Genomic DNA, 21467 nt, shown 5'->3' with positions numbered 1-21467 from the left:
GGTTACTCGCCGAAGCGGAACCGGAAACCAAGCCCGATATAGCGCCCCTCGTAGCGCACATCGACTGGATAGGTCCGTGTCGCGGTATAGTTGTTGAAGTTCTTAAACGGCCCAGCGAGGATGTTGGTCACGTCGAAGCTCAGCGTCACCTGCTTGAGCACGTCGTAGCTCAGCGAATAGTCGAGCCGCTTGATCGCCCGGACGCCGACCCCGGTATATTGCGAACCGTCGGTATTCTGCCGGTAATTGGAAATATAGTCGGACCGGTAATTGTACGAGAGGCGGGTCGTGACCCCGTATTTCTCGTAAAAGACGGAGGCATTACCAGACCATTTCGATACGCCCGTCAGGCGTACCAGCGGCGTCCCGACCCCAAGCACCTCCGGCAAGGCGTTCCGCCCGTTGATGAAGGTCACGTTGCCCTGCACGCCAAAACCGCTGAGCGCGCCGGGCAGGAAGTCGAAGAACGTCTGGCCGCCGACCTCGAACCCCTTGATCTTGCCCTTGCCGGCGTTCTCCGGACGCGACAGGCGGACGACGCCGAAGACCGGGTCCTGGATCTGGCGTTCGTAATTGCCGATGAAGCCAAACAGGTCGCGATAGAAGGCCGCGAAGGTGATGCTCGACGTCGAGGTCGGATAATATTCGGCGCTGACGTCGTAATTGTTCGAGGTCAGCGGTTTCAGGTCAGGATTGCCGCCGGATCCGGTGGCGTTGACGTTGAGCAGCGGCGAATCGGGATCGACGACGCCGCCGGCGATATTCTGGGTAATGACGAGCGCCGGGTTGAGCGTGCCGAAGTCGGGCCGCGTGCGTGTCTTCGTATAGGCAAAGCGGAGCTGCAATTGTTCGAGCGGCTTGATCCGCAGACTGAGATTGGGCAGCACGTCGACGTAATTCTGCTTGATCGTCTGCGGCGTCAGAGTCTCGACATCATTGTTGTAGATGCGCGACGTACCGGAATAGGTGCCGGCCGTATTGACCAGCCGGACGCCGAACGTACCGTCGAAACCCACCGAGCCGATATCGAAATGATATTTGCTCTGGGCGTAAGCCGCGTAGCTTTGCTCCTTCGCGTAGAACTGGTCGTACGGCTGGATCGGCACGTCGTCGGCGAGGAATTTGGTCAGCGCGTCGCGATAACCGGTATCCGTCGGGTTCAGCGCGACCAGTTGACGCAGGGCGGCAATCGACCGCGTGCGCAGCGCCGCGACGTTCCCGGCAATACCGTCACGCGTCGGCATCAGATATTGGGTAAATTTCTGGGCGTCGCCGCGAAACGTATTCTGGATCAGCTCAAGCTGGCCCACGGGAAGGCTGGCGAGTGGGACGTTGAGCGGCAGCGTATAGGCATAACGATTGCCGTTATTCGCCGATGCGTCGCGATCGGTGTAGCGAAAGCCGAACTTGATCTCGGGCAGCGCTTCGATCTCGGTGTCGAGGACGAGATCGCCGCGCCATTGCCAACCCTTGCCCTTGGCGACGCCGCGGCTTTCGTAATAACCGCGCCAGATATAATTGTCCGGGTTCTTCGCGTCGAACCCGACGAAGTCGAAGGACGAGCCGTCCTGCACGTCGAACGCGGCATTGACTGTCGGCGAATTGGCGAAGGCGCTATCGAAGCTCCAGCTGCGCGCGCCATATTCGGAACTGGTATAGGCAAGATCGGTCGAGAGCACCGCCTTGTCGGTATGCCAGATCGCCCCGAACGCGCCCTGATAGGTGTTGGTATAATCGGCGCCGGTGCTGCGATAAGCGGTCGGCGCGACACCGCCGCTCTTGGTCAGGCTTGCCGCCTGATCGGTCCGACCGGGCATCAGCACGACGTTGGAGATGACCGGCGCGCCGCGAACGCTGTCGATCCCCCGCAGATCGGCGGCGAACCAGTCGGTCGCCTGCCGGCCGCGATAGCCCTGATAGATGCCGTCGAAATAGACTTCGAATTTGTCAGACGGCTTCCACTGAAGCGCCATATTGCCGGACGGGCGATACCGGCGGCCGCCGCTGCTGTAGAGGCCGACCGAATAGGGATAATAGAATTGATTGCCGGCAGTCGCCGGCGTGACCGGCGACAGCGAGCTGACCTTCTGCACCGACTGGTCGTTGTAGCGCACCGCGTTGCGATACTGCTGTTGCGCATAGGTGACGTTGGCGAGGATGCCGATCTCGCCGATCGGCGTCGTCCAGCGATCCGATACGAGGATATTGCCGGTCGGGTCGTATTTCTTGCTCTGGTCGTTGTACGTGCCGCGGAAACCGCCGCCGACGAACAGGCCCTTGAAGTCGAGTGGCCGCCGCGAACGAACGTTGATCAGGCCGGCGAGGCCCGGCTCGATCAGGTCGGCAGTGCCCGATTTATAGACCTCGATGCCGGCGAGCGCCTGCGCCGGAAAGTCCTGTAATGCGACGTTGCGGTTCTGCGCGGTGAAGATCTCGCGACCGTTATAGGTCGAGGTCACGTCTGGCAGACCGCGGACCAGCACGCCGGTCGCCTCGTCGTCATAGCGGGTGACCTGCACGCCGGGCAGCCGCGCCAGCGCTTCCGCCGCCTGATTGTCGGGGAGCTTGCCGATGTCCTGCGCAACCAGCGCATCGACGATCGAGTCCGAGGTCTGTTTGATCCGCTGCGCCGATTGCAGGCTGGCACGCAAACCGGTGACGATGATGTCCTGATCGCCGGTGCGCTCCTCCGTCTCGCTGCCCTGCGGCGTGGCGCTGTCGGTCTGGCCGTTCGGCGCGGCCAGCGCCGGCGCCGCGAAGAGCGCGAGCGGCGCCACGGATAGGAGGAACGTCGCAGCCTTCATGATCAAACTCCCCTGATATTTGCACCGAATCAGACTGTTATCTGTCGGCATTCCCAGGAAAGTGGATATCGTATACGTAGACGGAGCGTCAATGTTGCAAAGCGGTGACACCCGCCCGGCGTGAGATCGCAAGTAAATCGTTGAATTAAAACTCGTCCTATTCGGTTTCCGACTTGGGCGTCGCTGCCCGCCAAAAGATAAAATAGCCGAGCAGACCGGACAGGATCGATGCGACGAGAATGCCAAGCGACGCCTGTTCGGTCTCGGCGACATCGGCGAAGGCGAGTTCGGCGATGAACAGCGAGATGGTGAAGCCGATACCGGCGACACCGCCGATACCGAGCACCATCTGCCACGTAACGCCATCGGGCAACGTCGCCCGCCCCAGTCGCGTTGCCAGCCACGTCGCGGCGAGGAAGCCGAGCGGCTTGCCGATCACCAGACCGACGACGACACCCGCGCTCAACGGTGAATGCAGCGCCTCGCCGACCAGCTCGGGTGAGAAATGGATGCGGACGTTGGAGACCGCGAACAAGGGCAGCACGATGTAGGAGACCCACGGGGTCAGGACCCGGACGAGCCGTTCGGCGGCCTCGTCGGTTGCCGCGGCCATTTCGTGGATGTAGCCGAGCCGCTGTTGCGCGTGATCGCGCGCCTCTTCCTTGACCGCGGGATCGTCGGTATCCTCGGCCGCGGCGACGGCTTCCTTGAACTGGTCGACGGGGCGCTGCACGCGTTCGGCGAACACCCCTTCGGACAGACGCGAGCTGGTCGGCAGCAGCAGGCCGACCGCGACCCCGGCGATCGTCGGATGGATGCCCGAGCCGAACACGCCGATCCACACGACGAGGCCGAGCAGGACATAGGGGATGGACGCGACCCAGCGCAGCCGTAGCAGGCCGACGATGCCGAGATACCCCGCCGCCGCGAGCGCCACGAACCACCAGTCGATCGTCGCGGTATAGGCGACCGCGATGACGAGCAGCCCGAACACGTCGTCGATCGCGGCGAAGGCGAGCAGCACCGCGCGCACCGCCGGCGGCAGGCGGGTGGTGAACATCGCGACGATCGCCAGGCTGAAGGCGGTGTCCATCGCCGCGACGACGCCCCAGCCGTGCTGCGTCGGCGTGCCGTAATTGAAGGCGAGATAGAGAGCGACCGGCACCACCAGCCCGCCGATCGCGCCGGCGACGGGGAATATCGCGGTCTGCCACGAGGCGAGCGATCCCTTGACGAACTCCCGCTTCACCTCGGTGCCGATGATCAGGAAGAACAATGGCATCAGCGCGTCGTTGATCCATTCGGCGGCGGGCCGGCCGAAGGTCCAGGCACCGTAACTGAAGCTTACCGGCCGGTCCCACAACCGGGCATAGCCGGCGCCGAACGGCGAGTTGACGACGACCAAGGCGACGATCGTCGCGATCAGCAGCGGCCCGCCCGAGACCTGGCCGATCGCGAAAAATGGTTCGATTTTCTGCAGGATCGCCGCAGCGGGCGAATGATGGGCCCGTGCCGCGACGCGCCCGGACAGGCGGGGGTTGAGAGCCATGGAATTCCTGTTCAGCAAACCTTGGGAAATGATACGGATAAGCACTCCGGTGCGTTCCCGGCCGCGCTGACCCTCGTAAGCCTTGGTGGTGCAGATTAGACGTATCTAGCAGCCGAGTTGTTCGTCGATCTTTGCCTGAGCGACGCTGCCGACAATGCGACGATCATGCTTTGTACCGGATCGTTGAAGTGTCGAAGCCATTTCGGGACGCAGGCCTGAAATTGTTCCTTTGACTTTCGACCGTCAAAGGGCATGTAGGTTACAGCCGACCCTCCCCCGGGTGTCCGGCGCCTTTTGTCCGACGAAGCGAGTACCCCCCATGACGACGGAAACCAACACGGTCGAACTGGCCACCGAGCTGACCATTGCCTGGCTCAGCAATCCCAACACCCGCACCAACGCCGACGATGTGCCGGCCTTTCTCCAGTCGATGCATGCCGCGGTCGGCCGTCTCGCCAGCCCTGACGCCGCCGAGCCCGAGCAGGCGGCGCAAGACTATGTCCCCGCGGTCTCGGTGCGCAAATCGCTGGCGTCGCGCGATCACATCATCTCGATGATCGACGGGAAGCCGTATCGCACGCTGCGCCGGCACCTGACCACGCACGGCCTGACGCCGGACGACTATCGCCAGCGTTACGGCCTGAAGCCCGACTATCCGATGGTCGCGCCGTCCTACAGCGAAAGCCGCAGCGCGATGGCGAAGACGATCGGCCTGGGTCGCAAGGCCGGCCAGAAGGTCGATCAGGGCGCTGGCGCCGCGGCCGGTGCCGCCAAGGCGCCGCGCAAGGGCGGCAAGGCCGCGCTGCAGGCGGCCAAGGATACGCTCGGCACCGACGAGGAATAAGACCCTCGCGATGCACACCACGGGCGGCCCTCAGCGAGGGCCGCCCGTGGCACGGTCCCTCATTCCAGATCGTTTTCGCTGATCACGATCAACGGCTGATCCGGATTGCGCGCCAGTGCGGCGAGCCCCGCCTCGGCGATCTCGTCCGAGAAACGGTTGAACATCTCGACCGCATCGTCTTCCTCGGGTGCGTCGCCACTCAACGCCTCGAGCACGTCATATTGCACGGCGAATTGCAGTTCCTCGGCGTCGACCTCGCCGGAGAATTCGACCTGGCGCTCGTTCGGATTGTCGAGGATGGAAGCATTGTCGATTTCGAGCTTGTCTGCGGCCACGTGGTACCTCTTTCGTCAAATCATCCCGCGATCGGCGGGTCAGGTCGGATAGCGCTGGGCGTCGGATGATGTTCCATGCCGGCGCGCCATCGACCATAACGCGCCCGTATCAAAAGTGCGATCGGGTCGCGATGCCTCACTGGCCTTGCCTTCGCGGCGGCCAATGCGCAAATGGCCCGGCATGACCTCATCCTCCCGCCGCGGCTTCCTGCGCGATGCCGGTCTCGGTGTCGGCGCACTCGCCGTGCCGTGGCTGCCGGCCTGGGCGCAGCCGGTGTCGACGGGGCTCGCGCCGGCGCTGCCGACGCTGACCGGCCCCGATATCACGCTCACCGTCGATCACCTGATGGCGACGATCGACGGCCGGCCGACGCATGCGATCGGCGTCAACGGCACGCTGCCGGCGCCTTTGCTGCGCCTGCGCGAGGGGCAGCGGGTGCGGCTGGCGGTGACCAACCGCCTCGCCGAGGAGACGTCGATCCACTGGCACGGGCTGCTGGTGCCGTTCCAGATGGACGGCGTGCCGGGGATCAGCTTTCCCGGCATCGCACCGGGCACCACCTTCACCTACGAATTCCCCGTCGTGCAGGCGGGGACCTATTGGTATCACAGCCATTCCGGCCTGCAGGAGCAGATGGGGCATTACGGCCCGATCGTCATCGATCCCGCCGGCGCCGATCCGATCGCGGCGGACCGCGAACACGTCATCGTGCTCTCCGATCACAGCCCGCTGCACCCGCATGCGATCTTCACCAAGCTGAAGCAGCAGGGCGGCTATTTCAACTATCAGAAGCAGACGCTGGCCGGGTTGCTCGCCGGGCGGGACCAGCCGGCCAGGGATCGCCTCGCCTGGGGCGGCATGCGGATGGACCCGACCGATGTCTCCGACGTGACCGGCGCCACCTATACCTATCTGGTCAACGGTCATGGCCCCAAGGACGACTGGACCGCGCTGTTCGCACCCGGCGAGCGCGTACGGCTGCGCATCGTCAACGCCGCCGCGATGACCAATTTCAACCTGCGCATCCCCGGCCTGCCGCTGACGGTGGTGCAGGCGGACGGGCAGACCGTGCGGCCGGTGACGGTCGACGAACTCCAGATCGCGGTCGCCGAGACCTATGACCTGATCGTCACGCCGGCGGATCGCGCCTATACTTTGGTCGCAGAGGCGTGGGACCGGTCGGGGATGGCGCGGGCGACGCTGACCCCGCGGCTCGGCCTGCGCGCGGCGGTGCCGCCGCTGCGCCGGCGTCCGCTCGCGACGATGCGCGACATGGGGATGGGGGAGATGGCGGGGATGGCCGGCATGCATCACGGCATGCGCGATTTCGCCGCCGCGCCGGACGTGCCGAGGACGCCGGTCGTACAGACGATCGCGCCGATGCCTACGGACCGGACCGGCGAGCCGCCGCAGGGCCTCGCCGATGTCGGCCACCGGGTGCTCGTCTATCGCGATCTCGTCGCGCAGGAGGCCAATCCCGATCCGCGCGCGCCGTCGCGGCAACTTCGCATCCACCTGACCGGCAACATGGAACGCTATATGTGGGCGTTCGACGGGGTGAAGCTCAACGCGGTGACCGCGCCGATCGCGTTCCGCGAGGGCGAGCGGGTTCGCGTGACCTTGGTCAACGACACGATGATGGCGCACCCCATCCACCTGCACGGCCATTTCTTCGAACTGGTCACCGGCCATGGCGACCACAGCCCGCGCAAGCATACGATCAACGTCGCGCCCGGCGGCACCGCGACCTTCGATCTCACCGCGGATGCGCCGGGCGATTGGGCGTTCCACTGCCATATGCTCTACCACATGCATGCCGGGATGATGCAGGTGGTCAGCGTCCGCCCCGACCCCGCCGCCGGAGCGGGCGCATGAGCGCGCTGCTGCCTGCGCTCGCGCTCGCCGCGGCGCAGATGCATGACATGGGCGGGATGCAGATGCCCGGCATGCAGATGCCCGCACCCGCGCGTCCCAAAGCCAAGCCGAAGGCGAAGCCCAAGGCGCGGCCGGTGACGCCCCGCGCCACGGCGCCCGCCGCACCCACCGCCTGCCCGCCCGAACACGCCGCGATGGGCCATTGCACCGCAGCCGCCCCCCCAGACGCGATGCCCGACATGCCCGCAATGGCCCCCGCTCCCGCGGCAGCGGCGGCCACCGGCACCGACCAGCCCGCCGGCAACGCGCCGCCACCCGCACCGCCGCGCGATCTCGCGGCCGCGCGCTTCTACGATCCGGCGGCGATGGCGGCGGCGGACCGGCGGATGCGCGCCGAACACGGCGGCATGACGTTCGGCCAGATCCTGTTCGACCTCGCCGAGGTGCAGGTGCGTAACGGCCGCGACGGCCTGCGCTGGGACGGCGAGGGCTGGTATGGCGGCGACATCCACCGGCTGGTCGTCAAGAGCGAGGGCGACGGCAGCACCGACCGGATCGATCGGGCGGAGATACAGGCGCTCTATTCGCGCGCGATCGGCCCCTATGTCGATCTGCAGGGCGGCCTGCGGCAGGACCTCGGCGCCGGTGCCAGACGCACCTATGCGACGGTCGGCGTCGAGGGGCTGGCGCCTTACTGGTTTCAGGTCGAGGGCGCGCTGTTCCTGTCGGACAAGGGCGACCTGCTCGGCCGCGTCCAGGCCTATTACGACCAGCGCGTCACCCAGCGGCTGATCCTGCAACCGCGCGCCGAACTCAACGTCGCCGCGCAGGACGTGCCGGCGAGCGGCATCGCCGCGGGACTGTCGGAGGCCGAGCTCGGCCTGCGTCTGCGCTACGAGATACGACGCGAGGTCGCGCCTTACGTCGGCCTATCGTGGGAGCACCGCCGGCGGCCGACGACGCACGACGATGCCGGCGGCGCGGCGCTGGTGTTCGGCGTGCGCGGCTGGTTCTGAGCGTCAGCACGAAACCCGATAGAAGCCATTCAGAACAACATATTTTAAGCAGTCTTCAACGCCGACGCGGCAAAGGAGCATCATGCGGTGGCGGTGGTGCTCCTTTGCTATGGGTCTGGCGGGTGCCGCATGCGCGTTGACCGGCTCGGCGGCACGCCCGACCGCCGCCCCCGTTGCCCGCCCCGTCACCGTCGTTGCGCCACGCACCGCGGACCCCTGGGCCGCCGCCGCCGATCTGTTCTTCAAGGTCGCCGCGCGCGACGACGCCATTCCCGACGCCGGCCTCCCCCGCGCGGTCGCGCAGGACGGCGACGGCTTCATCTGGCTGGCCACCGACGGCGGCCTCGCCCGCTGGGACGGCACCGGCTTCAAGACCTATTCGACCGAACCCGCGGACGGCGCCGGGTCGCTGCCGGAGCTGATGGTCAACACGCTGTTCACGGATCGCGGCGGCCGGCTGTGGCTGGGCATGAGCGCCGAGGGGCTGCTGTGGCGCGATCCGCTTACCGACAGCTTCCATCGCCCGCCCAACCGCACGCCGCTGGATCGCGCCCATGTCATGGCGATCATTGATGACGACGCCGGCGGCCTGTGGGTCGGCAGCGAGGCCGGGCTGAGCCACATCCGCGGCTCCGACCATCGCGCGACGCTCGTCAAGGGTCTGCCGCCGGGCCGGATCGGCGCGGTGCATCGCGACCGCAAGGGGCAATTGTGGGTCGGCGACGAATCGCGCTTGTTCCGCCGCGACGGCACCGGCGGCTTCGTCGGCGTGCCGGTCCCCGGCGTGGTGGGGACGATCACCGCGCTGCATGCCGATGGCGACGGCCGGCTGTGGATCGCCACCGCCGGGTCGGGCTTCCACGTCCTCGCGCCCGACGGCGGCATCCGTCACCTGCCGGTCACGGTCGACGGGCATGCCGTGCCGCTCGGCGCGATGATCGACGCCGGCAACGGCGAACTGTGGGCCGCGTCGCGGGCGGGGATCATCGCGGTCGACCCGGCGACGATGCGGATGCGGCGCCTCGCGCATGATCCGCAACTGCCCGCCAGCCTCGCCGAAGACGGGCTCAACCATCTGATCCGCGACCGGTCGGGACTGGTGTGGATCGTCGGCGACGCGACGCTCTCCTATGTCGATCCCGCCCCGCGCCGCGTGCTCGGCCTCGTGAACGCGCTGCGCGCCGGTCCGCGGCAACAGCCCGACAGCGCCTGGTCGCTCGGCGTCGCGCCGGACGGCGCGCTCTGGTACGGCTCGCCGGACATTCCGGGATCGCGCCTCGCTCCCGCCGCCGGTGGCGGTCTCGCGCCGCCGCAGCGGCTGCCGGCGGCAGTGCGCAACGTCCAGTCGATCGCCTTCGCCCCAGACGCCGCGTTCACCGCCGGCGAGGGCGGGCTGTTCCGCCTGTCGCTCGACGGGCGGCGCGCGCAGCGGCTGTCGGCGCAGGCCTGGTCGCGGGTGCTGCTGCACGGCGACCGGCTCTACGTCGGCAACGGCCTCGGCGTCGCGCTGGTCGATGCGCGCCATCCGGGGCCGCCGCGCCCCCTGCCCTGGTCGAAGGCGCTCACCGACCTGCGCGTCCGTTCGCTCGCTTTCACCCCCGACGGCATGCTGTGGGTGGGAACGGCACGCGGCCTCAACCGCGTCGATCCCGCCAGCGGTCGCGTCGTCGGCATCCGCCCCGGCGACGACAATGCCAACGGGCTACGCGCCAATTTCGTCGGCACCTTGCTGTGCGACAGCGACGGACGGTTATGGGCGGGGACGATCGGCGGCGGCATCACCGTCTTCGCGCGCACTGCCGGCGCATGGCGGCCGGTGGCGCATCTCGGCCGCCGCGAGGGATTGCCGCACGATACCGTCGACAAATTGCTGCTCGGCAGCGACGGCGACGTCTGGGCGAGCACCGATGGCGGCATCGCGCGGATCGACCCCGCCAGCCTGACGATCACGCCGCTCCGCGCGTCCGACGGCGTCCCCTTCACCGCTTATTGGACCGGCGCCGGCGCCACGCTGCCCGACGGCCGGCTGGTGTTCGCCGGGTTCGGCGGATTGACGATGATCGATCCCGCCGTGCCGCCGCGCGAGGCGGCGGACGCGCCGCTGCGCTTCACCACGGTACGCGGCAACGACAAGGCCTTCGTGCCGGCGCCGGGGCGGATGCTGACCATCGGCGCCGGCGAACGCAGCCTCACCGCCGACTTCGCGCGGCTCGATTACGCCGCCGCACGCGATCAGGTCTACGTCTACCGTCTGTTCCCGCAGGAGACCGACTGGACGCGGGTCGATGCGATGCACCGCAGCGCGCGCTACACCAATCTGCCGCCGGGCCGGTCGACATTGGTCGTCCGCGCGCTGGGCGCGGACGATCGCGGCAGCCTGCACGTCGTCGGCGCGCCGCTGACGCTGGAGATCGACGTCGAGACGCGCTGGTTCGAGACGAGCGCGTTCCGCATCGCCGCCGCCGCGGCGATCGTCGCGGCGCTGCTCGCTTTGCTCAACCTGCGGTTGCGCGCGGCGCGCAAGCGCGAGCGGCAGCTCGAATCGCTGGTCGAGCGGCGTACCGCCGAGCTGCTCGTCAGCCGCTCCGAGCTGGAGAAGCTCGCTTACACCGACACGCTGACTGGGCTCGGCAACCGCCGATTGTACGGCGAGATGCTCGCCCGCCACCTCGGCGACGCGCGGCATGCGCCGTTCGGATTGCTGCTGATCGATCTCGACCGGTTCAAACAGGTCAACGACGCGCTCGGCCACGATGTCGGCGACGCGCTGCTGATCGAGGTCGCCGACCGGCTGAGCGCGACGATCCGCCAGCACGACAGCATCTTCCGCCTCGGCGGCGACGAATTCGCGATCATCCTCGCCGGCCTCGACGGCGCGCCTGCGATCGACGAATTGTGCCGCCGCCTCTACGCCGCCTTCACCGCGCCGGTCAGCGCGGGCAACCACCGTCTTCAGGTCGCGCTGAGCATCGGCGCGGTCGTCGCGCGGGCGGAGGGGATGTCGACCGAGGCGGTCTACAAGCTCGCCGATCTCGCGCTCTACGACGCCAAACGCGCCGGCCGCGGCACCTGGCGCCTCTCGCCGATCGACCCGGACGTCTGACGGCACACACGCGTCTGGGTCGCCCGACGCGCTCGCTTCATCGTGCGTACGGAGCGCCTCGACGTGGATGGCGGCGCATCGTGGCCTAACCGCCGGTCCGGGATCGGCGCGCCCGCTATAAAGCGTCCTAGGGTCAGGGGTAAGGGAAGCGGGATCGCTTTGAACAAGCCGAAACCGCGGCAGGCGGGGCAGCGCTTCGCTCGCGCTCGCTTGCGTCACAGGCTTGCCCATGCGCGGGGGCGGATCGACGGATGGTTCCCCGACCGCGAGTTCATCATGCGCTCGCAGGGGCAGGTGCGGTTCCTGCGCATCTCCGCGCGCACGCAGAAGCGCGCGGCGATGGGTGCAGCGGTGCTGGTGCTGGCCTATGTCGGCTCGATCGCCACGCTCGCGGTGATCCGCTGGCGCGACTCCTACGACATCGATGCCCTGCTCACCCGCCAGGCGCGGGTCGAGAAGGCGGAGAATCGCGTTTCCGCCTATCGCAAGAACCTCGACGGCGTCGCGTCCGACCTGCAGCGGCGGCAGGACTTCATCGAAAAGGTGACGCAGGCGCATCTCGGCAAGCTGCCGCGCGACGCCAAGCGCGACGAGACCGTCACCAACAGCAGCGGCGAAGCGCGCCGGACGATCGACAAGGTCAGTGCTGCGGTGCCCGAGGCCGGTAATCTCGCGCGGGCGGAGGCGCGTCAGATCGCCTTCGTCGAGAGCCTGACGCGCTATGCCGACCGCCGCGCCGCGACCGATGCCGCGACGATGCGCAAGCTCGGCATCAACCCGCAGATGCTGCTCGCCGCGCGCGACGATGGCGAGGCGATGGGCGGGCCGCTGTTCACGCTGTCGACCAACGCCGACGGCTCGATCGATCCGCGCTTCGCCCGGCTCGGCGCCAGCCTGGCGCGGATGAGCGCGCTGGATCAGGCACGCTCCCGCATGCCGCAGGTGCTGCCCGCGAGCGTCGATTCGATCTCCAGCGGCTTCGGCTATCGCTCCGACCCGTTCACGCGGCACGGATCGTTCCACCCCGGCCTCGATTTCCGCGGCCCGCTCGGCGCGCCGATCTACGCCGCGGCGCGCGGCGTGGTGAGCTTCGTCGGCCAGCGCTCCGGCTACGGCAATTGCGTCGAAGTGACGCATGGTAGCGGCCTCGTCACGCGCTACGCGCATATGTCCGCGTTCCGCAGCCATGTCGGCCAACAGGTGGTCGCGGGGCAGACGATCGGCGCGATCGGCTCCACCGGGCGCTCGACCGGACCGCATCTGCATTTCGAGGTGCGGATCAACAACCGTCCCACCAACCCCCGTCCATTCCTAGAGGCGCGCAGCCATGTTTCATCGAAGATCGTCCGCCAATCTGCCGGCCCAGCCCCGGCCACCGGCCCCGCCGAAGATTCCGGTCCAGACAAGGGTAGCGACTGAAGCCATGAGCAAGAATGCCACGTTCTCAATGATCGGCGCCGATGTCGTCATCACCGGCGACCTCTCCGCCTCGGCCGACGTGCATATCGACGGCCGGATCCACGGCGACGTCAACTGCCTCGCGCTGGTGCAGGGTGCGGCCAGCGAGATGATCGGCACGATCACCGCCCAGTCGGCGCATCTGGCCGGCACGGTGCGCGGCAGCATCGTCGTCGTCGACCTCGTCATCCAGCGCAGCGCGCATATCACTGGCGACGTGCATTACGAGACGCTGACGATCGAACAGGGCGCCCGCGTCGAAGGCACGTTCGCCAAAGGCGGCGCCGAGGCCCCGGGCACGACGATCCCTGTCGAGCCGGCCGCCCGCGAACCCTATGAGAACCCGCCGCTGACGTGGCAGGGCGACGACCCCGACGGGACCGCGGAGTGACCCACGGGCCCGGCTACCCCTGCCAGCCGGGCCGCAGCGCCAGCCGCAGGACGCGGTCGTTCGCGGTCAGGTAGAGGGCGCGGCCCTTCTCGCCGAAGGCGCAATTGGCGATCGGCGCGCCGCTTTCGATCAGGCCGAGCGGTTCGGCTTCGGGCGTCATGAGCATCATGCCGCCCGGTACCGAACAGACCAGGGTCCCGTCGCGCGCGACCTTCATCCCGTCGGGCAGGCCCGGCCCGCCGGCCGCCTTCATCGCCTTCGCGTCGAGCAGCACCCGCCCTGCCCCCGGCCTGCCGGCGGCATCGAGATCGTAGACCATGATCCGCGGTGCCGCCTCGTCGGAGACCGAGACGTAGAGCCGCCGCTCGTCGGGCGACAAGGCGATGCCGTTGGGGCGGGTCAGGCCGCCCTCGATCAGCGTCACCTTGCCGTCGGGGTGGCGCCGGTAGACGCCGTTGACCGATTGCTCCTTGAGCGGCGAGGCATCGCCGTCGGCGAAGCCATAGGGCGGATCGGTGAACCAGATGCTGCCGTCGCGCGCGACGTGCAGGTCGTTGCAGCTGTTGAAGCGCTTGCCGTCGTAGCGATCCGCCAGCACCGTCCGTCGCCGGGTGGCGAGATCGACGCGGTCGATGCTGCGCCCGCCGCTGTTGGCGATCAGCAGCCCGCCGCCGCGATCGAGCGCAAGCCCGTTCGACCCCGCTTCGCGGACCAATTTGGGGTCGGTGCCCGCGGCGCCCGACGGGCTGAGGAACGGCGTCGCGCCGCGCCCGCGCTGCCAGCGCCGGATGAGGTTGGCGGGCGGATCGGAGAACAGCAGATAGCCCCCCGCCGGCACCCATACCGGCCCTTCCGCCCAGCGGATGCCGGTCGCGATCACCTCGGGCTGCGTGCCGGGCACGATCATCCGGTCGAGGCCGGGGGCGATGCGGCGGACGCGCGGCGCCGCCGGCGTCTGCGCACCGGCGCGCGTCGCGAGAAGCGCCAGCCCGCCGGCCAGCATCGTGCGGCGATCGAGCGGCATCATTCCGGTGCCACCTGCGCGGTGCCGGCGCGGGTCAGCGTCAGCATCGGTCGCGCGGTCGCGGTAACGCGGCCCCACGCGGGCAGGCCGGGTCCGTTCGGATCGCCGGTCTTGACGAAATTGACCAGATAGCGGCTGATCGTCTGCGCCGCGGTGCGATCGGTGTCGCTGGTCGCGGCGCCATATTTGATCGCGGCGGTGTCGAAGAAGAACGGGATGTCGGTGGCATGCCCGGCCCCCTTGGTCTGCGGCGTCACCGCGGAGGTCGCGACATAGTCGAAGCGATAATGATAGACCGGCACATTCTTGCTCGCGAGCAGCACGGCGATGTCGCGCGCGCCGGCGATCATCGCGCCGGTCGGACCGCCGATGTCGGCGCTGGTCGCGCCGATCATCACCGGCACCTTGGCGAAGCGGCCGGCGTCGTAGGCGGTGCGTGGATCGACGAAGGTGCGCCCGTCGGGCACCGGCCCGCTATAGCCGCCCTGCCCCATCGATGCGAGATTGAGGCCATTGACCACCTGCTCGGCGGGCAGCGCGCGCAGCTTGACGGCGGCCTGCGGATCGTCGGCGGCGATGCCCTTGCCGCTGGCGAAGGCGACGCCCGCCGCCTCCGCGGTCGCCAGCGAAATGCCGTGGTTCGACCCGTCGCCGCCCGACTGGATCACCGCGCGTTGAAACAATCCCGCCGCCGCCGGCGAGCTGAGCATCGCATGGACCGACATGCCGCCGGCGCTCTCGCCGATGATCGTGACGTTGTCGGGGTCGCCGCCGAAGCGCGCGATATTGGCCTTCACCCAGCGCAGCGCGGCGAGCTGATCGAGCAACCCGTAATCCGCGTCGGCGGGCTTGAGGCCGGGATGGGCGAAGCTGCCGAACCGGCCGAGCCGATAGTTGAAGCTCGTCACCACGATGCCCGACCGCGCCAGCGCCGCGCCGCTATAGGTCGGCGGCGACGACCCGCCGTTGACGAAGCCGCCGCCGTAGATCCACACCATCACCGGCAGCTTCTTGGCGTCGCCCGCCGGCCGCCAGACGTTGGCGTAGAGGCAATCCTCCGCCGGCGCGGTGCCGAGCGGCGCGGCGTCGCTCGGGAACGGCAATTGCATGCAATCGGCGGCATAAGCGGTCGCGTCGCGCACCGCGGTCCAGCGCGCCACCGGCTGCGGCGCCCGCCAGCGCAATGCACCGACCGGCGGCGCGGCGAAGGGGATGCCCTTGAAGGCGACGACCCCGTCCGCACGCGCGCCGCGCACCGGGCCGTCGACGGTGCGCACCACCGGCGCGTCCTGTGCCGCCACCGCGCCCGGCACCGCCGCGAGCAGCAGCGCCAGCCGAACATATTTCGATATCATGCACCGCTCTCCGGTCGTTTCTCGTCCGCCCCTCGATGACACGCCGGTGCCCCCTTGGGCAACGACTGGATTGATCCGGCCCGGCCACCCCGACCAAAGTCGAGGGGCGCCGCGGCGTCATCCGAGATAGGCGGCAAGCCGCTCCGCCGTGCCCGCGGGCACGTGCAGGCCGAGCTTGCTGCGCCGCCACAGCACGTCCTCGGCGGTCTGCGCCCATTCCTGCGCGACGAGATAGTCGACCTCGGTGGTGAACAGTCCGCCGCCGAGATCCTGCCCCGGATCGCGGTCGAGGATCGCAGTCGCGCGCGTGCCATACGCGTGCGCCAGCCGCCGCAGCAGATCGCGCGACACCTCGGGATAGCGCGCCTGCAAACCGGTCAGGAAGCCCACAAAATCGGCATCCGGCAGATCGCCGCCGGGCAACACCGCCCCCGCCGTCCACGCCGGCGCCTGCGACCCGAGCAGCGGCGCGAGATCGCGCAGCGCATGTTCCGCGAGCTTGCGATAGGTGGTGATCTTGCCGCCGTAGACGCTCAGCATCGGCGCCTGCCCCTCGCCCGCGTCGAGATCGAGCACATAGTCGCGCGTCACCGCCGAGGCATTGGCCGCCTTGTCGTCGTAGAGCGGCCGGATGCCCGCATAGCTCCAGACGATGTCGTCCGCTTCGACTCTGTGCTCGAAATAGCGGGCGATCGTGTCGAGCAGATAGTGCGTCTCGGCCGCATCGATCGCCGCGCGACCGGGCGGCGCGTCCCACGCGGCGTCGGTCGTCCCGACGAGGGTGAACCGCCCTTCGTAGGGGATGGCGAAGACGATCCGCCGGTCGTCGTTCTGGAGTATGAAGGCATGATCGCCTTCGTAGAGCTGTGGCACGACGATATGGCTGCCCTTGACCAGCCGCACGCCGCGATCGTTGCGCGCTCCCGCGGTCCGGCCGAGCACGTCGGCGACCCATGGCCCCGCCGCATTGACCAGCGCCCGCGCACGGACCATCCGGACGTGACCGTCCTTGTCGGCGATCTCCGCGGTCCAGCCGTCCGCGCCGCGCTGCGCGCGCACCAGCCGCGTCCGGGTCGCGATACGCGCGCCACGCTCCGCCGCGTCGCGCGCGTTGAGCACGACGAGCCGGCTGTCCTCGACCCAGCAGTCCGAATAGACGAATGCCTTGCCGACCCGTTCGGACAGGCCCTGCCCGAACGGCGACCGCGCCAGCGCGACGCTCTGCGTCCCCGGCAGTTTGCGGCGGCCGCCGAGATGATCGTAGAGGAACAGCCCTGCCCGCACCATCCACGCCGGCCGCGGCGAATGCGTCTGCGGCAGTACGAAGCGCAGCGGCCAGATGATGTGCGGCGCCATCCCCCACAGGCGCTCGCGCTCGATCAGCGCCTCGCGGACGAGCCGGAACTCGCCATATTCGAGGTAGCGCAGCCCGCCGTGGATCAGCTTGGTCGAGGCGGACGAGGTATGGTTGGCGAGATCGTCCTGCTCGACCAGCAGCACCGACAGCCCCCGCCCCGCCGCGTCGCGTGCGATGCCGGTCCCGTTGATGCCACCGCCGACGACCAGCACGTCGACACTCTCGTCCGGCCCCCGTTCCATCGTCAAAATCCTTCGCTTTCGTCGCGCTGCGAGCAATACCGCATCCCGGAGCGAAACGAAGCACAGGAGAGACGGATGGCCAAGACGCACATTCTGGTCATCGATCAGGGCACGACCTCGACGCGCGCGATCGTCTTCGACGGCGCCGCCCGCCGCGTCGCCATCGCCCAGGCCGAATTCGCGCAACATTATCCGGCACCCGGCTGGGTCGAACACGATCCGGAAGACATCTGGCGCGACGCGCTCGCCACCGCGCGTGCCGCACTCGCGAACAGCGGCCTCGCCGCCGCCGATCTCGCCGCGATCGGCATCACCAACCAGCGTGAGACGGCAGTAATCTGGGACCGGGCCACCGGCGAGCCGATCCATCGGGCGATCGTCTGGCAGGATCGGCGCGGTGCGGCACGCTGTCAGGAGCTGAAGGCCGACGATGCCGAGGATCTGGTTCGCGCGCGCACCGGGCTGCTGATCGATCCCTATTTCTCCGCGACCAAGGTCGCCTGGCTGCTCGACAACGTGGCGGGCGCACGTGACCGCGCGGAGCGTGGCGAGCTCGCTTTCGGGACGATCGACAGCTTCCTGCTGTGGCGGCTGACCGACGGCGCGGTGCATGCCACCGACATCACCAACGCGTCGCGGACGATGCTCTACGACATCCACCGTCAGGACTGGGACGCCGAGCTGTGCCGATTGCTGCGCGTGCCCGCGGCGATGCTGCCGCAGGTGCATGACAACGCTTATGTCTACGGCATCACGCAGCCCGACCTGCTCGGCGCCGCGGTGCCGGTGGCGGGGATCGCCGGAGACCAGCAGGCCGCCTTGTTCGGGCAGGCGTGCTTCGAGCCCGGCATGGCCAAATCGACCTATGGCACCGGCTGTTTCATGCTGCTCAACACGGGAACGGAGGCGGTCGCCTCGCAGCATCGGCTGCTCACCACCCCCGCCTATCGGCTCGACGGACGCACCTTCTACGCGCTGGAAGGATCGATCTTCATCGCCGGCGCCGCGGTCAAATGGCTGCGCGACGGCATCGGCGTCATCACCCACGCCAGCCAGACCGACGATCTCGCCACCCGCGTTCCCGACAATCACGGCGTCTACATGGTCCCCGCCTTCACCGGGCTCGGTGCGCCGCATTGGGACCCGGACGCGCGCGGTGCAATCTTCGGGCTGACGCTCGGCGCCGGCGCGGCGCATCTCGCCCGCGCCGCGCTGGAGGCGGTGGCGTTCCAGACGATGGACCTCGCCGAAGCGATGGCGGCCGACGGCGGCGGCCATCCGGCGATCCTGCGCGTCGATGGCGGCATGGCGGCGAACGACTGGCTGTGCGGCTTCCTCGCCGACATGATCGACACCCCGGTCGAACGCCCGACCGACCTTGAGACGACCGCACGCGGGGCCGCCTTCCACGCCGGCCTCGCCACCGGCGTCTGGTCGGGGCTCGATCATCTCGCCCGCCTCTGGTCGCGCGACCGCTGCTTCGTGCCGACGATGCGCGCGGAGGAACGCGCGCCGCTCGCCGCGGGCTGGCATGATGCCGTACGGCGGACGTTGAGTACGCGCTAAGTTAAGGCGCAGCGATCGGAAATCCGGAGCATCAACGGCAAGTCAAGCGTGGCCTTAGACGGCGATGTCCATGGCCAAACATATCGCAACAAACGCTAAATTCTATTTTCCATCGCGGGCGCTCCCAGTGTCCGTAAGGATACGGCCGCTTTGAAAAGAAACCCATAATCGGTGAAAAGCAACGCCGCTGCGCCGGCGAGCCTCGCGGAGTCTCTACAAGACCTGGACAAATATCACGAACCAGGGGGACTTTGATGCACTATCGTCGTTCGCGTCAGGCGCGATGCCTGATCGCCGCCTCCGCTGCCGCACTCGCGGCAGCGCCGGCCGCCGCCCAGACGCAGGCGCCCGCGCCCAGACCGGGGACCGTCACCGAGGACGCCGATGGCGCGATCATCGTCACCACGACCGCGCAGAAGCGGTTCGAGAACCTCCAGAACGTGCCGATGCCCGTCCAGGTGGTGCTGCCTTCGCAGCTCGACGCGCAGGGCGCGCATCACTTCCAGGATCTCGACAAGGTGATGCCGTCGCTCGTCATTCGGCCGGCGAACCATCCGGTGAACTACAACGTGGCGATGCGCGGCATCGGCACCTTCGCTTATGCGATCGGGGTGGAATCGAGCGTCGCGGTGACCGTCGACGGCGCGCCGGTGGCGTTTCTGGCGCGTGCGATCACCGACCTGCCCGACGTCGCGATGATCGAGGTGCTGCGCGGGCCGCAAAGCACGCTGTACGGCAAGTCGGCCTCGGCCGGCCTCATCAAGATCATGACAACGCAGCCGACCGACCAGCTGCATATCCGCGCCAACGCGCGCATCACCGGCGATCACGAATTCGCCGAGCAGCTGAGCGTCACCGGGCCGCTGACCGATACGCTCGGCTTCGTTTTCTCGGGCGGCTACACGCATTGGGACGGCAACGCCCGCAACCTCGACAACGGCAAGCGCGCCAATGGCCGCGAGACGCTCAACTCGCGCGCCAAGCTGCGCTGGAAGGCCAGTCCCGGGCTCACCTTCACCCTGTCGGGCAATTACCTGACCGGCAATTCCACCGCCGCGCGACCGTTCGTGGCGATGTCTCCCGACGCGCGTTTGCGCGGCGATCCCGCCCTCACCAGCGCGGTCGTGCTGCCGGGGGTCGTGATCGGTCCGGACAATCAGAACGTCGCCTACAACGCCCGCTCGGGTACGCAATATCACGGCGGCGGCGGACTGCTGCGGACCGAGCTCAGTCTGGGAACGCTGAACCTGCTCAGCCTGACGAGCTACGACCGGTTCAAGCTCGACGACTATTTCGACTATGACGATACCGCCGCCAGGAAGCGCGTCGGCAATGCGCGCGAGATCGGCACCTTCCGGTCGCGGCTGTTCAGTCAGGAGGTGCGGCTGCTGTCGCCCGACGATGCGGCGTTCCGCTATGCGCTCGGCGTCTATTACGCCAACACCGGTTTCGAACGCCCGTTCGATCGCGGCCCCGGTTTCGCCTTGTCCAACCTGTACGCCACCGCGGGCTCGCGGCAGATCGCCGGCTTCGGCCAGATCGACTGGGAGTTCGTGCCGCACCTCACCGCCACGGCCGGCGGCCGCATCCAGAACGAACGCGTCGATTACACCTATGCCAATCGCCTGCTCGCCCGGCGCGATCCGACCGCGAAGAGCTATTTCGCCGGCCACGACAGCGACAACGTCTTCACCTACCGTCTCGGCCTCGACTATCAGGCGACCCGCGACCTGATGCTCTTCGGCAGCTATGCGACCGGCTACAAGGGGCAGGCCTATGACCTGTCGACCGGGTTCGACCAGAAGCGCGCCGACAGCGGCCCGATCCGGCCCGAACGCTCGCGCGACAAGGAGATCGGCGTGCGCAGCCAGTGGTTCGATCGTCACGTGACGTTCAACCTCACCTTCTTCAACACCCATTATCGCGATCTGCAGGCACAGACGATCGAGACCTTCCCCGATGGCACGTTCATCAACCGGCTGACCAACGTCGGCCGGCTGGTGACCCGCGGCATCGAGGTCGAAAGCTCGGTACGGCCGACGGACGATGTCACGCTGACCGGCAATGCGACCTATCTGCGCGCCAATTACGTCTCCTTCCCCTCCGCGCCCTGCTATGCGTTGCAGAGCGAGGCGCTGGGCTGCACCGGCAATCCCCGTCGCCAGAACCTCAGCGGCGAACGGCTGCCACAGGCCCCGACGTGGCGGATCAATGCGATCGCGGACTATTCGCCGGCGCTCGACGACCAGCGGCGCGGCGTGATCCAGGTCGCGTGGCAATATCAGGGTGCGCTCTATTACGCGCCGCGCGACCCGCAGGTGCTGCAGAACGCCTATCACATCGTCAACGTCAATCTCGGCGTGCGCGATCAGGCGCATCGCTGGGAAGCGGTCGCCTTCCTCGACAATGTGTTCGACCAGCGCCACTATAGCGCGATGGTCAACGTCGCGAGCAACTTCGACAATCGCGTCGCCACCGTCGCGATGCTGCCGCGCGACTATCGCCGCTACGGCGGCCTCCGCGTCGGGCTCAACTTCTAACCTGAGT

The 21467-nt window shown here is 68.2% G+C and carries 14 protein-coding genes; 8 read left to right on the top strand and 6 right to left on the bottom strand.

Going from position 1 to position 21467, the window contains the following annotated elements:
• Positions 1-2: 2 nt before the first annotated feature.
• Complete coding sequence (locus MC45_RS02210) at positions 3-2804, bottom strand: TonB-dependent receptor (protein WP_038658961.1); 2802 nt, start codon at positions 2802-2804, stop codon at positions 3-5.
• Between the two features lie 157 nt (positions 2805-2961).
• Complete coding sequence (gene nhaA, locus MC45_RS02205) at positions 2962-4353, bottom strand: Na+/H+ antiporter NhaA (RefSeq protein ID WP_038658958.1); 1392 nt, start codon at positions 4351-4353, stop codon at positions 2962-2964.
• Positions 4354-4672: 319 nt separating this feature from the next.
• Here nhaA and MC45_RS02200 point away from each other — a divergent pair, with 319 nt between their 5' ends.
• Positions 4673-5197, top strand: coding sequence for a Ros/MucR family transcriptional regulator (locus tag MC45_RS02200; protein WP_038658956.1), 525 nt, complete (start codon positions 4673-4675; stop codon positions 5195-5197).
• A gap of 59 nt (positions 5198-5256) precedes the next feature.
• Here MC45_RS02200 and MC45_RS02195 read toward each other — a convergent pair whose 3' ends face one another.
• Positions 5257-5532 (bottom strand): DUF1488 family protein, encoded by a 276-nt coding sequence (locus MC45_RS02195; RefSeq protein ID WP_038658953.1) that lies wholly within the window; start codon positions 5530-5532, stop codon positions 5257-5259.
• A 181-nt stretch (positions 5533-5713) separates the two neighbouring features.
• Here MC45_RS02195 and MC45_RS02190 point away from each other — a divergent pair, with 181 nt between their 5' ends.
• From MC45_RS02190 to MC45_RS02170, 5 genes are all read left to right on the top strand, one after another.
• Complete coding sequence (locus tag MC45_RS02190; protein WP_038666257.1) at positions 5714-7408, top strand: copper resistance system multicopper oxidase; 1695 nt, start codon at positions 5714-5716, stop codon at positions 7406-7408.
• A complete protein-coding gene (locus MC45_RS19895; protein ID WP_038658950.1) occupies positions 7405-8424 on the top strand; it encodes a copper resistance protein B in 1020 nt (339 codons plus the stop codon). Before MC45_RS02190 ends, MC45_RS19895 begins: the two co-directional genes overlap by 4 nt.
• A gap of 109 nt (positions 8425-8533) precedes the next feature.
• On the top strand, positions 8534-11527 hold the full coding sequence (locus tag MC45_RS02180) for a ligand-binding sensor domain-containing diguanylate cyclase (protein ID WP_038658947.1): 2994 nt from the start codon (positions 8534-8536) through the stop codon (positions 11525-11527).
• A gap of 210 nt (positions 11528-11737) precedes the next feature.
• Positions 11738-12946 carry a M23 family metallopeptidase gene (locus tag MC45_RS02175; protein WP_052075768.1) on the top strand — a complete coding sequence of 403 codons (1209 nt, stop codon included), beginning with the start codon at positions 11738-11740 and terminating at the stop codon, positions 12944-12946.
• 4 nt (positions 12947-12950) lie between these two features.
• Positions 12951-13376, top strand: a complete 426-nt coding sequence (locus MC45_RS02170) for a bactofilin family protein (RefSeq protein WP_081974301.1) — start codon at positions 12951-12953, stop codon at positions 13374-13376.
• A gap of 13 nt (positions 13377-13389) precedes the next feature.
• On the opposite strand, the gene MC45_RS02165 is transcribed toward MC45_RS02170, so the two are convergent.
• The 3 genes from MC45_RS02165 to glpD all read right to left on the bottom strand — a co-directional run bounded on the left by MC45_RS02165 (position 13390) and on the right by glpD (position 17354).
• The gene (locus MC45_RS02165) at positions 13390-14403 is read right to left on the bottom strand and encodes an SMP-30/gluconolactonase/LRE family protein (RefSeq protein WP_245640819.1); all 1014 of its coding nucleotides are present in this window, start codon (positions 14401-14403) and stop codon (positions 13390-13392) included.
• Positions 14400-15755 (bottom strand): carboxylesterase/lipase family protein, encoded by a 1356-nt coding sequence (locus MC45_RS02160; RefSeq protein ID WP_038658944.1) that lies wholly within the window; start codon positions 15753-15755, stop codon positions 14400-14402. Before MC45_RS02160 ends, MC45_RS02165 begins: the two co-directional genes overlap by 4 nt.
• 117 nt (positions 15756-15872) lie before the next feature.
• Positions 15873-17354, bottom strand: a complete 1482-nt coding sequence (glpD, locus tag MC45_RS02155; protein ID WP_038658941.1) for a glycerol-3-phosphate dehydrogenase — start codon at positions 17352-17354, stop codon at positions 15873-15875.
• Between the two features lie 75 nt (positions 17355-17429).
• Between glpD and glpK the strand changes: the two genes are divergently transcribed.
• Positions 17430-18920 (top strand): glycerol kinase GlpK, encoded by a 1491-nt coding sequence (gene glpK, locus MC45_RS02150; RefSeq protein WP_038658939.1) that lies wholly within the window; start codon positions 17430-17432, stop codon positions 18918-18920.
• Positions 18921-19174: 254 nt separating this feature from the next.
• The gene (locus MC45_RS02145; protein WP_081974300.1) at positions 19175-21460 is read left to right on the top strand and encodes a TonB-dependent receptor; all 2286 of its coding nucleotides are present in this window, start codon (positions 19175-19177) and stop codon (positions 21458-21460) included.
• The last annotated feature ends 7 nt before the right edge of the window (positions 21461-21467 follow it).

Source organism: Sphingomonas taxi (assembly GCF_000764535.1).
Classification (GTDB): domain Bacteria; phylum Pseudomonadota; class Alphaproteobacteria; order Sphingomonadales; family Sphingomonadaceae; genus Sphingomonas; species Sphingomonas taxi.
This window is presented reverse-complemented; position numbering and strand designations above follow the sequence as displayed.